Source organism: Alkalimonas mucilaginosa (genome assembly GCF_036327005.1).
Lineage (GTDB): Bacteria > Pseudomonadota > Gammaproteobacteria > Enterobacterales > Alteromonadaceae > Alkalimonas > Alkalimonas mucilaginosa.
This window is the reverse complement of the sequence record NZ_JAUGZK010000006.1, coordinates 164676-178485: the sequence shown is the minus strand read 5'-3', so window position 1 is coordinate 178485 and position 13810 is coordinate 164676. Positions and strand designations below refer to the sequence as shown.

Annotated in this window: 12 protein-coding genes and 1 pseudogene; 5 read left to right on the top strand and 8 right to left on the bottom strand. The window is 51.9% G+C overall.

Going from position 1 to position 13810, the window contains the following annotated elements:
- Positions 1-8: 8 nt before the first annotated feature.
- Complete coding sequence (locus QWF21_RS10275) at positions 9-722, bottom strand: hypothetical protein (protein ID WP_330087960.1); 714 nt, start codon at positions 720-722, stop codon at positions 9-11.
- Positions 723-1278: 556 nt separating this feature from the next.
- Here QWF21_RS10275 and QWF21_RS10270 point away from each other — a divergent pair.
- On the top strand, positions 1279-2922 hold the full coding sequence (locus tag QWF21_RS10270; protein WP_330087959.1) for a diguanylate cyclase domain-containing protein: 1644 nt from the start codon (positions 1279-1281) through the stop codon (positions 2920-2922).
- 27 nt (positions 2923-2949) lie between these two features.
- Here the strand turns inward: QWF21_RS10270 and QWF21_RS10265 are convergent, their stop codons facing one another.
- Together QWF21_RS10265 and QWF21_RS10260 are read right to left on the bottom strand one after the other, a co-directional pair.
- On the bottom strand, positions 2950-3975 hold the full coding sequence (locus QWF21_RS10265) for a metal-dependent hydrolase (protein WP_330087958.1): 1026 nt from the start codon (positions 3973-3975) through the stop codon (positions 2950-2952).
- 239 nt (positions 3976-4214) lie between these two features.
- Positions 4215-4490, bottom strand: a complete 276-nt coding sequence (locus QWF21_RS10260) for a Rossmann-fold NAD(P)-binding domain-containing protein (protein ID WP_330087957.1) — start codon at positions 4488-4490, stop codon at positions 4215-4217.
- A gap of 179 nt (positions 4491-4669) precedes the next feature.
- On the opposite strand from QWF21_RS10260, the gene QWF21_RS10255 reads away from it, so the two are divergent.
- Positions 4670-6610, top strand: a complete 1941-nt coding sequence (locus tag QWF21_RS10255; protein WP_330087956.1) for a bifunctional 2',3'-cyclic-nucleotide 2'-phosphodiesterase/3'-nucleotidase — start codon at positions 4670-4672, stop codon at positions 6608-6610.
- A 23-nt stretch (positions 6611-6633) separates the two neighbouring features.
- Positions 6634-7413 (top strand): annotated as a pseudogene (gene rluF, locus QWF21_RS10250) (23S rRNA pseudouridine(2604) synthase RluF); the annotation flags it as partial.
- A 59-nt stretch (positions 7414-7472) separates the two neighbouring features.
- Here the strand turns inward: rluF and QWF21_RS10245 are convergent.
- Positions 7473-8342, bottom strand: coding sequence for an MBL fold metallo-hydrolase (locus QWF21_RS10245; RefSeq protein ID WP_330087955.1), 870 nt, complete (start codon positions 8340-8342; stop codon positions 7473-7475).
- A gap of 244 nt (positions 8343-8586) precedes the next feature.
- Between QWF21_RS10245 and QWF21_RS10240 the strand changes: the two genes are divergently transcribed.
- Both QWF21_RS10240 and QWF21_RS10235 read left to right on the top strand, forming a co-directional pair.
- Positions 8587-9159 carry a hypothetical protein gene (locus QWF21_RS10240; RefSeq protein ID WP_330087954.1) on the top strand — a complete coding sequence of 191 codons (573 nt, stop codon included), beginning with the start codon at positions 8587-8589 and terminating at the stop codon, positions 9157-9159.
- Between the two features lie 208 nt (positions 9160-9367).
- Positions 9368-9787, top strand: a complete 420-nt coding sequence (locus tag QWF21_RS10235) for a YccF domain-containing protein (protein WP_330087953.1) — start codon at positions 9368-9370, stop codon at positions 9785-9787.
- A 54-nt stretch (positions 9788-9841) separates the two neighbouring features.
- Here QWF21_RS10235 and QWF21_RS10230 read toward each other — a convergent pair whose 3' ends face one another.
- The 4 genes from QWF21_RS10230 to xni form a co-directional block, all read right to left on the bottom strand.
- Positions 9842-10849: an isocitrate dehydrogenase gene (locus QWF21_RS10230; protein WP_330087952.1), complete on the bottom strand. Its 1008-nt coding sequence runs from the start codon at positions 10847-10849 to the stop codon at positions 9842-9844.
- A 163-nt stretch (positions 10850-11012) separates the two neighbouring features.
- Positions 11013-12632 (bottom strand): hypothetical protein, encoded by a 1620-nt coding sequence (locus QWF21_RS10225; RefSeq protein ID WP_330087951.1) that lies wholly within the window; start codon positions 12630-12632, stop codon positions 11013-11015.
- Positions 12604-12996 carry a DUF3192 domain-containing protein gene (locus tag QWF21_RS10220; protein ID WP_330087950.1) on the bottom strand — a complete coding sequence of 131 codons (393 nt, stop codon included), beginning with the start codon at positions 12994-12996 and terminating at the stop codon, positions 12604-12606. The genes QWF21_RS10225 and QWF21_RS10220 overlap by 29 nt, the downstream gene beginning before the upstream one ends.
- Positions 12989-13807, bottom strand: a complete 819-nt coding sequence (gene xni, locus QWF21_RS10215; RefSeq protein WP_330087949.1) for a flap endonuclease Xni — start codon at positions 13805-13807, stop codon at positions 12989-12991. Before xni ends, QWF21_RS10220 begins: the two co-directional genes overlap by 8 nt.
- Between the last annotated feature and the right edge of the window lie 3 nt (positions 13808-13810).

The window sequence follows — 13810 nt, the reverse complement described above, 5'->3', positions numbered from 1 at the left end:
CTCCCTGCTTAAAAGGCGCTGAAGTAAAAAACGAAACCGGCACTTAGCCAATACTCATTCGCACTGCTGCTTAGACGGTTGCCATAGTTGATATCCAGTTGCAAACGCTCTGCTTTGGGTTCGAAACGATAACCAAGTTGATAAAAAGGCCGGCCGGCTTCTTTGCGGAACACTTCGGCGAAGGCCCAGTGGTTGGCAATCACCTCCCGCTCCAGAGCGATACCTGCAGTTACTTCATTGCCGGCATCACGGTTATTGGCGTAGCCAAGGTTGCTGTGCAGTAACCAGGCATCGTCAGCAAAGCTGTGGGTGACTGCCAGGTTCAGATGCTGATCACCTCGAAAACTACCTTGCGCAAAGCCATGGCTAAAGCCAATAGTGGCGCCCCAGCTGTTGGTCTCCAGTGTTCTTAATTCGGTTTTTGCTGCCAGTTCATACAGGTCGGGTTCACCGGCTGTTTGGTTGGCGTAGCCAAATCCCCATTCAATACCAGCTACCTGACAAGCCGGAACCAGCCAGAACTCATTAGGGCCACGATTACGCTGCCACCAGCTTTCCAGCTGGCAGTCGTCAACAATGGTCGCATCATCGGTGATCAGCGGCCGACCGGCATTTGCCAGGCTGCTCAGGCCCATTAAAACAACGGCCAGTGCTGTCAGAGACAACGATTTGGTTGGGGCTACGGTTGCGTCACGCAAAGCTACATGATTTTTAGTGTACATGCGCCTTATCCTCTTCGGTTGAAGCGGGTGCCAGCATGAGTAAACGGATTGTATGAGGCCGTCTGTGACTGTTAGAGCAACAAATGAAATGCACCAGTCCGCCTCTCGCCAGCCATGACACCGCCATAAGGGCAGCACAGGGCACAGCAAGCAGTACGCATCTGCGCTAATGGCAATGCGTTGTTACGGATGATAGTGAACAGAGATGACGATGGAGTTACAAAGATAACAACAGACATCACTATTCCGCGCTTGGCAGAATAGTGCTAAAGACCAGACTGCGAAGCGTTAAAACATTCCTCGTGTTGACTGACAATCGACAGACCAACGCCTACTACCAGGTTGTTCGCCCACGATGGGTCTCCGCAGTGGTTAAAGTTGGGCGTATTATAAGAAGTCAATCAGATTGTGCAAGTGAACTTTTCTTTTTTTCAACATTTGATTGTTTTCAGCGACAGCTTCGGGCAATAAAACCCGCTGAAGCACCTATTTTTCATGGCTTTTCGATTGAAAATTCGCTACTTTTTAGCTAAATCGATTTGGTAACGGATGAGGCATGACAGCATCGCAACAGGATATTCAGGCACAATTAGCGGCGTTGCGAAACAGTTATCTGCTGCGTTTGCAGCAGGATTGGCCAGAGATTACTGCTCAGGCAGGCCAGTTGCTGGATGAAAGCAATACCGGCTGGCAAAGCATAGCCAAAACTCTAAAACAGCGCTTTCATACGTTGGCTGGCTCTGCGGGCACTTTTGGCATGCCACAACTTGGTCAGCAAGCCAAAGCGCTGGAAATGGAGCTTGATGCCTGGCTGAATGGTGGTGGACGCCCTGAAACCGAGCTCAAACAACAGTTTTTACACATGGTGCAAGAGCTTAGCCATCACACCAGCAACAAGCCAGAGGCCTCGGCTGCACCATTGTTTCAACCGGTAGATGATGAGTTCACCCGCAAAGCGCATATTGCAATATTCAGCAAAGATGCAGATCTTGGGAAACAGCTAACATCAGCCATGGACCCTTTTGGTCATCAAGTGGATAGTTTTCAAGAGTTTGATGCATTAAAGGCAGCCTTGACATCGGATAGACCCGATGTATTGATTTTAGATATGTCAGGTAACCGCTTACCTCAAGGTATGAAAAGCTTGCTGCAACAACTGCTGATAGACGAGCAATCGTCTATGGTACTGTTTATTGTCGGTAAAAAAGAGAGTTTCAACCATTATCTGACTGCCGTGCGGTTGGGAGCAGGAGGTTATTTTATCAAACCACTGGATGCTGCTGCGATTGAGCTACGCATTCAGCGGTTGCTGACACAACGACAACAGGCGCGCTTTCGGATCCTGATTGTCGATGATGATGTGATGTTGGCACAGCATTATCAACTGATTATTGAGCAGGCTGGTATGGAAGCCAAGGTAGTGAATGATCCCACTAAGATGCTGATAGGTTTGCAAGGGTTTCAGCCCGATGTGATTCTGCTGGATGTTAATATGCCGGACTGCACCGGTCCGGAGCTGGCGCAGATTATTCGCTTTAAAGATGAGTGGCTTGGCGTACCTATTGTCTATTTGTCGTCGGAAACAGATAGCCAGCGGCAATTGGATGCGCTGGTCAAAGCTGGAGATGATTTCATTTCCAAGCCTATTACCGATCAGGCTTTGGCCGTGACTGTATTCGCCAGGGCTCAGCGTGCCAGACAACTGGCCGAGATGATGACCCGTGATAGCCTGACCGGGTTGTTGCAGCATGCCACTGTGAAGGAGCGATTAAGTGACGAGATAGCCAAAGCCAAGCGCAGCAAGCAGGAGTTAATCGTGGTGATGCTGGATTTGGATCACTTTAAGCGGGTCAATGATCAATACGGTCATTTGGTGGGCGACCAGGTGATCAGCAGTCTGGCGAACCTGCTGCAGCAAAAACTCCGTAAAACCGATGTGATAGGCCGTTATGGTGGCGAAGAATTTTTACTGGCCTTGCCGGATTGTTCATTGCAAAAAGCTAAATCCATTATTGATGGCATCCGCCAGTCGTTTCAAGCCATTCCATTCAGTGGCCAGGAGCAGTCGTTCCAATGCACCTTCAGTGCAGGCCTGGCCCGGGTTGACACCAGTCAGTCAACCGATGAAAACATCGACCGGGCTGATCAGGCGCTCTACCAGGCCAAGCACAATGGCCGCAATCGGGTAGAGCTTGCCTGATAAACAATGACAAAAGCCAGTTAGACGTTAGGTACAGTCTGGTTGGTTGCGCACTGTAATGGCCGAGAGTGGCTTGGCATCCAGCCAAAACCGGCGAAAGGCCCAGGTCCACATTTCCAGCATCTGGTAGGGTTTATCCAGTTGGACCACGGCTATCGGTTCTAATTCGTTGTCTTGCTGACAGGCCAGGCTGAATTCAAAGGCATAATTGCCCTGCATGCCCATCCGCAGGTCAGCCATGGTGAGCAGCTCGCCGTGCTGAAAATAACCGACAAAGCCATGACTGAAACGGGTGAGCTCCTTTGCTTGCGGTAGTTGGCGTAGTGCCTGCGTCTGTTTTGGAAAGACATGCTGGCGAAATTCAATCGGTGTGGTGCCATCATTCAGGGCATAGAAACCTTCGCGATAGCCAGCCTGATCCATCACCACAATGCGCCAGACCAGGGTGTTCAGGGCTGTGGGTTGTACCAGCCGTTCATAGTGCGCAAGCTCTTGATGCATTCTATCGAGTTGCCACAGTACCCAGTGTTGAGCGGCTAAGCCCCAGCCTAAGTACAGCGAGACTAGCAGCAAGCCCAGTTGATTAAAACCAAGGCCACGGCCCGGCAAACGCCAGGCCAGACCAACCCCAATCAGCAGTGGCAGAGTATAGAGCGGATCAATCACAAAAATACTTTCCAGCGCGAAGGGGTAGTCGCTAAAAGGCAGCGCCAGTTGAGTACCGTAGGTGGTGAAGGTATCCAGCAAACTGTGGGTGATAAGCACCAGCCAGATGGCCAGCCACCAGCGAAGAAACAAGGCTTGTTGTTGGTGCCAGCGGCAAATCAACCAGGCCAGCAGTGGTGAGAACAGTGTCTGGTAAAAAAAAGCATGAGTTTCACCGCGATGACGCAGCATATTGCTTAAATCATCGCCGAAGTTCCAAAATACATCCAGATCGGGCAAGGTGCCAGCGGCAGCTCCCCAGAGAGCGGCTTTTTTCACCGGAGTGGATTTGCCCATCACCGCGACGGCGACGGCGGCACCAAGGGCGGCTTGGGTCACAGAGTCCATCAGTCGTTTACCATTTGCATGGTGACGGCCAAGCAGCTAATTGCTGGCAAAGTTAGCAAGAAAGTAATGCAATTCATGAAGTAAGCCTTCTTCTGCAAAGCGAACAGCTTAAAAGAAGGCCTGTAGTCTGTCCAGTAACTGCTGCGTTGCAGCACAGCAGCTTGCGAGCCAGGAAAAACCGCGTTTTTTCCTGACAACTCCCTGAAACGGCCGGTATGCCGCTTCAGGATGGAAACGAGTTAGTGGGCGCGGTACAAACGGCAGAAATAGTCGATAATGGAGTCGGAATCAAAACGGCTAAACTTCAAATGATGCTTTTGCACAATGGCTTCGGCCAAAGAGCGCAAGGTGACATCCAGCGACTGACCACAAGGGCGAGTGAGCTCATGGCGGCTGAACAAGTAATTCAGTGCAACCGAGGTATAGGACTTCCCAGCGATAGGTTGAACCAACTGCAGTTCATGCAGACGAACGCCAAGGTTGCGTAATTTTTCTAAGCGACTTTGTTCGTTCATGGTGCTTCCTCCATCAGTGTATGCGGGTTATCCGGTACATAGAGGTTATCGTCTTTGTCGCTGATAACTTGAGCGGTAATTTGTAAAAGCCGGTGCAGAAAGGCCGTAAAATTGTCACGCAAAAAATGCTACAATCTGCGGATTCAGCATCTTAATGCCGTTTTTTAGAAGAGAGCTCCATGAGAAGAACTACCATAATTTCGTTGCTGGCAGTGCTGGCGTTGTCTTTACAAGGGTGTTCGCCAACCCCGGAACGGGAGCAGCAAGTCGAGCTGCGCATTTTGCATACCAATGATTTGCATGCCTACCTGCTGGGCTACGATTATTTTCAGCAGCGTGATACCGATCGGTTTGGTCTGGCCCATACGGCGGCTTTGGTGCATCAGGCCAGATTGGAGCAGCCCAACAACCTGCTGTTTGATAACGGCGACACCATTCAGGGCAGCGCGATGGGCGATTGGGCCCATGCACAGGGCCTGGAGTATCTTCAGCAGCAACGCCACCCGGTGATCCGGGCGATGAATTACCTGGGCTATGATGCAGCAGCTTTGGGTAATCATGAGTTTAACTATGGCCTTGAGTACCTGGATGCCACCATTGAAGGGGCGACTTTTCCGTTTTTATCGGCCAATGTGTTTGAGCCGGATGCTACAGCCGATGACTGGCAGGCCAGCCGTTATACGCCTTATGTGATTCAAAAGCATAGTTTTGTCGGGAGCGATTTGCAGCGCCATGATATCCAGGTGGGGGTGCTTGGGCTGGTGCCGCCGGATATTATGCGCTGGGATCGGCATCATCTGGAAGGCCGGGTGCAGGCCCGGGATATGCTGGCGGCTGCTCAGTACTTTGTGCCAAAAATGCGTGACGAAGGTGCCGATGTGGTAGTGGTGATTGCCCATACCGGCCTGCGGGATTATGGCGATTATCCAGAGTTTGCCGAGCAAACCGGGCTTTATCTGGCGCAAGTGGAATGGGTCGATGCCTTGTTGCTGGGCCATCAGCACCGGCAACTGCCGGGGCCGGATTATCAGGAGCTGGCCGGAGTAGATGCCGAGCGCGGTTTTATTCATGGCGTACCCGCTGTGATGGGCGGCCAATATGGCAGCCATCTGGGCGTGATCGATCTAACGCTAAAGCGTACCGATGGTACCTGGCAAGTGGTGCAGGCGGCCAGTGAGTTGCGGCAGGTAGGTCCGGAGCGTGATGAGCTGTTGGTGGCTTTGCTGAGCGATGAACAAGCACACACCCTGGCGATGTTAAATCAGCCTTTGGGTGACACCGATGGTGCCATTGAGAACTTTTTTGCCCGGGTCGCTCCAAATACGGCCGTGGCCTGGGTCAATCAGGCGCAAAGCTGGTACGCAACCAGTCTGCAGCAGCAGGGCGAGTTACCGGATTTACCCATTATCAGTGCTGCAGCACCGTTTCGCAGTGGTTTTGGCGGGCCGGAAGACTATACCCACTTGGCAGCCGGGCCGCTAACGCTTGGCAATATCGCCGATCTGTACATTTACCCCAACACCTTGCGGGTGATTGAGTTAAGCGGCAGCGAACTGCGCGACTGGCTGGAAATGTCGGCCCGGACTTTCAATACCATTGAAGCCGGCAAAGACGAGTGGCAGCCATTGCTGGCACCACGGATCCCAAGTTACAACTTCGATATGATGAACGAACTGAGTTACCGCATTGATTTAAGCCAGCCTGCCCGCTTTGATGGTGAGGGCCAGCAAGTGAGCGATAGTCATCGCATTGTGGATTTAAGCTATCAGGGACAGCCGGTCAGCGCTGAGCAGCGCTTCTTGCTGGCAACCAATAATTACCGGGTTAGCGGTGGTGGCTTTTTCCCGCATGCTACCACAGCTCCGGTGTATTACACCGGCCAGATGGAGGTAAGGCAAATCATTGCAGCTTACACCCGCGAACAAGCTAAGCAGCACGGCGCAGCCATTCCGGTGCAACTGCAGCAGAACTGGCAGCTCAAGCTCCCGGCTGAGGCCCGACTGGAGTTTCGTAGCAGCAGCCTGGCAGCAGCCAAAGCTAAAGCAGAACGGCATCCGCGCCTGCAGTTTCTAGGCTTGGATGATGACGGCTATGGCCGTTATCAGTATCTACCGGAGTAAGCGTTTTGAGCGAAGCAGCAGGCATGCGCCTGAATAAATACATCAGTGAAACCGGCATCTGTTCACGGCGCGAAGCCGATCGGCTGATTGAGCAAGGTCAGGTACTGGTCAATGGCAGCCCGGCCGAAACCGGCATGAAGGTGAGCGATGCCGACAGCATTATGGTGGCAGGCAAGCCGCTCAAAGCCAAGCCTAAAGCCGTCTATCTGGTGTATCACAAACCGGTTGGGGTGGTCTGTACCACCGATACGGCGGTTAAAGGCAATATCGTCGATGCGGTGAACTATCCGCAGCGCATTTTCCCAATCGGCCGGTTGGATAAACCGTCTTCCGGTTTAATTTTGCTGACCAACGATGGCGATATCGTCAATAAGATTTTGCGCGCCGGCAATGCCCATGAAAAGGAGTATCTGGTCAGTGTCGATAAACCCATCAACCGCCAGTTTTGTCAGCGGATGGCGGCCGGCATACCGATCCTTGGCACCGTGACCAAGCCGTGCAAAGTCACGCAAATTGGACCAGACCGGTTTTCCATTATCCTGACCCAGGGGCTTAACCGGCAAATCCGCCGTATGACAGCGTATCTTGGTTTTGAAGTGACCCGGCTTAAGCGCATTCGCATTATGAGTTTTCAGCTGGCCGATTTAAAACCCGGCCAGTGGCGCGAAGTCACCCCGGCCGAATTTGCGTTGCTGAGTGATTTGCTTAAAGACTCAGTGAAAACCGAAGAGGCCTCGCAAGGAGCCGGAGCCGGCATCAAAAAAAGGGGCCATCAACCGCGTATCGAGCGGCCAAAGCGGCAGTATCGTCCGGGCTAGCGCATCAGGCCAGCCCGTTTCAGCGAAGGGAGCAAGGCGCTGCTTTAATCTGCCAGCGCCTGATACAAAGTGCGGATCCAGCGCTGTTCAGTAATGAAATTCCAGTGCCAATCCTGCCACTGCTCACCCAAGCCGCGGTTGATGATGGCTTCCAGAGATAAACCTTCGGCTTTGTACTGCTGCACCTGAGCCAGGGTGGCTTCCATCATCCGCAATTCCCGCTCTAAGCCAGCCCGGTTGGTTAACTCGCCGTGCCCTGGGATCACCCGGGTGTTGGCATCAATGCTGGCGATCACGTGACGGGTCACGTCCATATAAGCCTGCAGATTGCCGCCGGCGTTGGTATCGATAAAAGGGAAGCGGCCTTCAAACATCAGATCGCCCATATGCACCACATTGGCTGCTTTAAACCACACGATGCTGTCGCCATCGGTATGGCTTGGTTGCATGGCGATCAGCAGGATATGCTGGCCGTTCATATGCAGGCTTAATTGGTCGCTAAAGGTCAGGTTGGGCAAGCCTTCGGCCGGAAAATTGCTATCGGCTTGCAGGCGTTTACGCACATTATCGTGGGCGATAATGCGGCTATCTGCGGCCAGTTTGGCATTGCCGCCGACGTGATCGCCGTGGAAGTGGGTATTGACCAGCACTTGCAGCGCTTGCCCTTCGGCCAGTTCACTCAGCTTGGCTTCAATCTTGCCGGCCATTTCGGCAAATTGGGCATCGATCAGCAAGATGCCATCGTCCCCGGTCAGGGCCGCCATATTGCCACCAGCTCCGGTTAGCATGTAAAGCCCGGGGGACAGCTCGGTTGCCTCAACCTGCACATCGGCAAAGCGATCGGCCAGTGCCCGGCTGCTTACAAGTAAGAACACACTACAGAGTACAAGGTGAAGCCATTGAATGGTGCGCATCAGGATCTCCAGGTTGGTTGCGAACAGGAAACAACAGTCGTTTGTATCAAAGCCTAGTGAATTTCTGCCAAGTTGGATCATTTTGTCCGAAAATAACTTAGCAATGCATAGTTTGTGATCCGCATAGCAGTCAGCTGGTTATTTCAGCGCAGGTTCAGGCGGGATCACGTCTTATAGAGTTTTAAGCCAGCAAGCGGCTGGCACTGCCATGGCGCAGCCTGCAGCCTCTATAAGGTAGCTACTGATGAATAAGAATCTCTGTCCTGCATTTGCTTTCTGTGGTGTGATGTCCTTGATCTTGGTGCATACGGTAAGTGCTGAAACGGTGCTGACCGATGCCAACCTGATCAAGCTGGAAGCGGCCTTGCCGGCCCTTGCCAGGGTAGAGCAGGACAATGTCGCCTCGTTGTATCAAGTGCGGCTGCAAGCACATTGCGATTGGTCGCGTCATGCCGAAGAGGTGCGGGCGCAGCAGAAAGAGCAAAGCTACCTGGAGGAGGTGGATTTGATTCTGGCAGAGCATGAGCTGACTGCACCACTTTTTATGGAGTTAACCGCCAAGGGCAGTTGGCCGGTGCTGGACTCGATGCGACCCATGCTGCAGGTATCGCGGCGTGCGCTACCATTCTTGCCGGAGCCTCAGCGTCAGCAGACTGTGCAGGTGCTGGCTCAAACCGATCACATGACCCAGGCGATAGGCCCTTGCCTGACCGAAGCGGATAAAGTGGCATTGCAGCAGCATCGTGGGCGCTTGCTTGCATTGGCCGGCCGGATGCCGGGTGGTGTCATTCCTGCCAAAGCAGAACTTCTGCCGTAACGCTGGCCGGTCCGTTGTGAAGTTGAAGCCGGCAGAGGCTATTGCAAAGACACTAAATTCAGGTGGTATTGACGAACTTTTTGGCAAGATCAGCCATTTTTAGTGGCACTGATTTTATAAGTTACTGATAAAAATAAATATTAAAGTTGGCATGTTAGCTGCAAATTATAGGGAAGTTGTTTGGCAAATTAGTTTGAAAGGATAAGACATGGGATTGTTTCGCTTTATTTTTAATGTGCTCTGGTTTGTGTTGGGTGGTTTTGTCATGGGCCTGGCCTGGTGGCTGGCCGGCCTGATTTGTTTTATCACCATCATTGGCATTCCTTTTGGCCGCTCCTGCTTTGTGATTGGCCAACTGGCGTTTTGGCCCTTTGGCAAGGAAAGCATCAACCGCCGTTACATCAACCGTGCGGAAGACATTGGTACCGGCGCTTTAGGCAGCCTGGGCAATATCATCTGGTTTATCTTTATCGGCATCTGGCTGGCGATAGGGCACCTGTTTCATGCACTGATCTGTTTTATCAGTATTATCGGCATTCCATTTGGCTTACAACACCTGAAACTGGCCGGGTTAAGTTTAGCGCCTATTGGCCAGACGATTGTAAATAAGGCGTACAGAGCCGGCTGAATGACGCCATAAAAAAACCGCCGCGGCGGTTTTTTTATGGCGTCAGCGGATAGCTTACAGCCTTTCCAGCATGGCTGCGGTAAAGTCAGTGGTGCCGTGGCTGCCACCGAGATCGCGGGTGGTGCGATCGCCACTGGCAATGACATCGGTCAGGGCTGCTTTGATTTTATCGGCTTTGTCTTTCATACCCAGATGTTCCAGCATCTGAATAGACGCCAGGATCACCGAGCTTGGGTTGGCCAGGTTTTTACCGGCAATATCTGGCGCGCTGCCGTGTACGGCTTCGAAAATCGCACAATCTTCACCGATATTGGCGCCAGGTGCCATACCGAGGCCGCCAACCAAGCCAGCGCACAGGTCAGACAGGATATCGCCAAACAGGTTGGTGGTCACAATTACATCGAACTGTTGCGGGTTCATCACCAACTGCATACAGGCGTTATCAACAATCATTTCCTGCATCTGAATATCGCTGTACTCGGCTGCGACTTCTCGCGCTACTTTTAAGAACAAGCCAGAAGTAGACTTCAGGATATTGGCCTTGTGCACTACAGTGACTTTTTGACGCTGTTCACGGCGTGCCAGCTCAAAGGCAAAACGCACGATGCGCTCGGCACCTTCGCGGGTAATGATGCTGGTGGCTTCGGCAACCAGTCCATCTTCCGATACTACCTGGCCATGACCGGAATACATGCCCTGAGTGTTTTCCCGGATGGTGATGATATCGATGTTTTCGTAACGGGCTTTGGTGCCTTTGAACGAAATCACCGGCCGTACATTGGAGTACAGATTGAATTTTTTGCGCAAGGTTACATTGATGGAGGTAAAGCCTTCGCCAACCGGCGTGGTCAATGGGCCTTTTAAGGTAATTTTGTTGCGGGCAATGGCGTCCAGCGTTGCTTCTGGCAACAGCTCGCCGGTTTTTTCCAGCGCAGTTAAACCCGCATCAACGTATTCGTACTGAAAGTCACAGCCGGCTTTATCGAGAATTTGAATGGCTGCTTCAACAATGCTTGGACCGATGCCATCACCTTTGATGACCGTAATGGTTTGGGTGCTCATGAGAAACCTTATAATTTACTTTCGTGGAGTTGGGGTAGGGCAGATGAGCCCGGAGTCGCGGCAAATTATAGCATTTTTTCCGGATATGATACCAGTTTGTAGGAAGGTTACTTGATATACGACCTTAGTCTTAGCTTTGAGGCGGTAAAATTAAGTAATAAAACTACATCGAGAGCCTGATTGGGTAGTAGCACTGATGCAGTAAGGTAGCAGAAACCTGCTCAGTCAGTGTGCTGGCAGGGGCTGGCTGCAGCATCAATTGGTCGCATCTGCGCCAGGCGGCTTGCAGATGCAGACTTAAGTGGCGAACCAGGTCGGATTGAGCCTGGGGTGGTGAACGAAAGAACAGCAGGGCTTGCTGCAAAGCTTTCGGTTGTTGGTAGTGATGAAACAACCACTGTATTTTTTTCAGATAGTGCTCGGATTGCCAAATCTGGCGCTGGCACTGGCTTCGGAGTTGTTGGCAACTGCCAAGATCAAACCCCGGCAACAGTCGCAGGGTACTTAGCTGCCATAGCGGCAGGGTAAGCAGCCAACTGATTAGGTCAACTTGGGCAGTTGGCAAGGCCAATGGTTGCTCGGTGAGTGCCTGCTGCAAAACCAGGCGGAGTTGCACCAGCCATTGATGGCAGGGCTGGTGTTGCTCCACGGCAAATTGCTGGCATTGGATCTGTGCCAGCAACCAGGGCAGTTGCTCGGCTCCTAACAGCAAGATGGCATGCTTGAGTTGTTGAATGGATTGTTGACTACGATTGGCCTTGCTGGCGGCAGCCAGTATCAGCTCAGAGCCTGCTGTATCCTGCTCTAACTGCTGCAGCAGTTGCTGCTGAGGCAAATCGCAAAGCGCTACTATTTGGTCGAAATCCAGCACTGTGGAGGTCTTTTTTGCAGTGAATGCCTGCTGGATCAGATCACTGCTTTCACTTCTGGCAATGCACGCCAACCAACTCCAATCGGATAATTCTGTGCCATAGATTTCAATGGGCTGGTCAGAGGTGTCGCGAATGGAGTGCACCGAGCTTTGTAACTGTTGGTGACGCAAGGGTAGAACCAACCAGAGATCAGCTTGCTTATCAAGAACCAGCCATTGCTGTTGCTGCTGTTGCAGCAGATTACCACAATGCCAGAGCACCGGCCCTATGCTGACCAGCACTTCCAGTTGCATCCGGGCCAGGCTGTGCGATTGCCGCCAATAGCATCGTTGAAGGGTATGCAGCAAGCCTGCTGTTGGCTGCAATAACAGTTGGCGGGCAATCAAACTGGTGAGCTGCAGTGCGGTGCTAAAAGGGTTCTGTTGCCAGTCGGGTTTGTTTTGTTCTGTTGCTGAGTCATGTTGCAGCCAGTAACGGCAGTACGGTGGTAAAATTTGCTGATAACGCGCCAGGCAATACCGGCCAGGAAAATGCAGCAATTTAGCATCTTTACGCTGTGCTTCCGGTAATTTATTCACTGCTCCAGCAACAGCAATAAGACTAAGCAGTGCTGTACTTATAAGTTGCAGACAAAGTTTGTCTGGCCATTGTTGCTGACGGGCCAGCAGGTACAGCAAGCAGCTTTGCTTAACAGCAAGCAGGGTCGAAAAAGGCGATTGCACCGGGCTTAATTGCAACTGTGCAAACACACAATAATCAGCGCCAGCTGCGCAGCCCATCAACCTTTGTGCCAGTTGCTCTGCTTGCTGGTGGATATTCTGCTCAGGCTGCTGCTGATAAAAATCAGTGATGGCCTGATACAGTTGTTGCCATTGGTGGGGCTTAGTTTGAGCCGGGGCGTTGTTGTTCATACCACTCGATGGCTTCATGGCCAATAGCAACCAGCTTACGATCGATAAACAACAGGGCGGTGCACTCATCCTCGGTGGTGATACCATCTGCAATGGCACGGTGCGTACGGTAATACAACAGTTGATGCACGACACTATTTTTTCGGTAAGCGCGGGTGATGTCCGGCCCGCCAAGCCGATCTGTGACTTGCTGCTGCAATACCCCTTGTTCTGGCTGCAGTTGCTGAATGTATTTGGCGTTAAAGGTTTCCCGTATTTGCCAGTTCATTTGGGCAGGATCGTCCGGATAAAAGCGAAGAATGCCGGCCACAATAACAAAGTACAGTGCTACACCTGCCAGTACAAACAACACCACTCTAAGCATTGGCAGCCTCTGTTACCGGGTAGCGCAATTGTTGCAGGTTCAGGCCAAGCTCCAGATCGGTCCGAGGCTGAAATAATTGCAGAAAACACTGGATATCGGCTTTATGCTCGGTAAGTTTACTGCGTATGGCTTTCGGGCAGTCCGGGTGTTGGATAATGTCGCTAAAGGTTTCTCCTAGTTGCAATAACTCAAGGGCTGTTTTCGGGCCTATTCCTGCGACTCCAGGAATATGGTTGGTACTATCGCCAACCAGACTCCAATAGCGGATCAGACGTTTGGCTGAGACGCCAAACTTTTGCTGGACATAACTATCATCCAGCCAGGTCCGGCGAAAGTGATCATAGAGGCGTACACCGTTATCGAGCAAAGGGCAGTAGCCTTTATCCGTTGATACCACCGTTACTTCTTGCTGATGTTGTCGCATTTTTTGTGCCAACGAGGCGATAATATCATCGGCTTCAAAGCCATCTTGTTGATAGATAGCTATACCCAGTTGTTGGATGCGCTGCTGCAGCTCGGGCAAGGCTTGCATCAACAAAGCAGGCATCGGGCTGCGATTGGCTTTGTACTCCGGGTACAGTTGATGGCGCCAGGTCGTTTGCTGGCTATCGAACACCAACAACAGGTGTGTTGGCTCGCAGTGCTGAATGATAGCCAGTAGTGCCTTCTCCACTGCCTGCACAGTATTCGTAATGATTTGCTGCTGGGTTGCTTCTGTTAACTGATCAGGTAAGGGCAGATAAGGCCGCTCTTGCACGGCATAAAGCCGTCTGATCAGATTCATTGCATCAATTAATACTAGGTGGCTCATGGT

Coding starts and splice junctions, on each gene's coding strand:
- QWF21_RS10260 (WP_330087957.1), bottom strand. CDS start 4,490: ATGAACGAACAAAGTCGCTTAGAAAAATTACGCAACCTTGGCGTTCGT.
- QWF21_RS10220 (WP_330087950.1), bottom strand. CDS start 12,996: ATGCTTAGAGTGGTGTTGTTTGTACTGGCAGGTGTAGCACTGTACTTT.
- QWF21_RS10240 (WP_330087954.1), top strand. CDS start 8,587: ATGAATAAGAATCTCTGTCCTGCATTTGCTTTCTGTGGTGTGATGTCC.
- QWF21_RS10270 (WP_330087959.1), top strand. CDS start 1,279: ATGACAGCATCGCAACAGGATATTCAGGCACAATTAGCGGCGTTGCGA.
- QWF21_RS10225 (WP_330087951.1), bottom strand. CDS start 12,632: ATGAACAACAACGCCCCGGCTCAAACTAAGCCCCACCAATGGCAACAA.
- QWF21_RS10230 (WP_330087952.1), bottom strand. CDS start 10,849: ATGAGCACCCAAACCATTACGGTCATCAAAGGTGATGGCATCGGTCCA.
- QWF21_RS10245 (WP_330087955.1), bottom strand. CDS start 8,342: ATGCGCACCATTCAATGGCTTCACCTTGTACTCTGTAGTGTGTTCTTA.
- QWF21_RS10235 (WP_330087953.1), top strand. CDS start 9,368: ATGGGATTGTTTCGCTTTATTTTTAATGTGCTCTGGTTTGTGTTGGGT.
- xni (WP_330087949.1), bottom strand. CDS start 13,807: ATGAGCCACCTAGTATTAATTGATGCAATGAATCTGATCAGACGGCTT.
- QWF21_RS10265 (WP_330087958.1), bottom strand. CDS start 3,975: ATGGACTCTGTGACCCAAGCCGCCCTTGGTGCCGCCGTCGCCGTCGCG.
- QWF21_RS10275 (WP_330087960.1), bottom strand. CDS start 722: ATGTACACTAAAAATCATGTAGCTTTGCGTGACGCAACCGTAGCCCCA.
- QWF21_RS10255 (WP_330087956.1), top strand. CDS start 4,670: ATGAGAAGAACTACCATAATTTCGTTGCTGGCAGTGCTGGCGTTGTCT.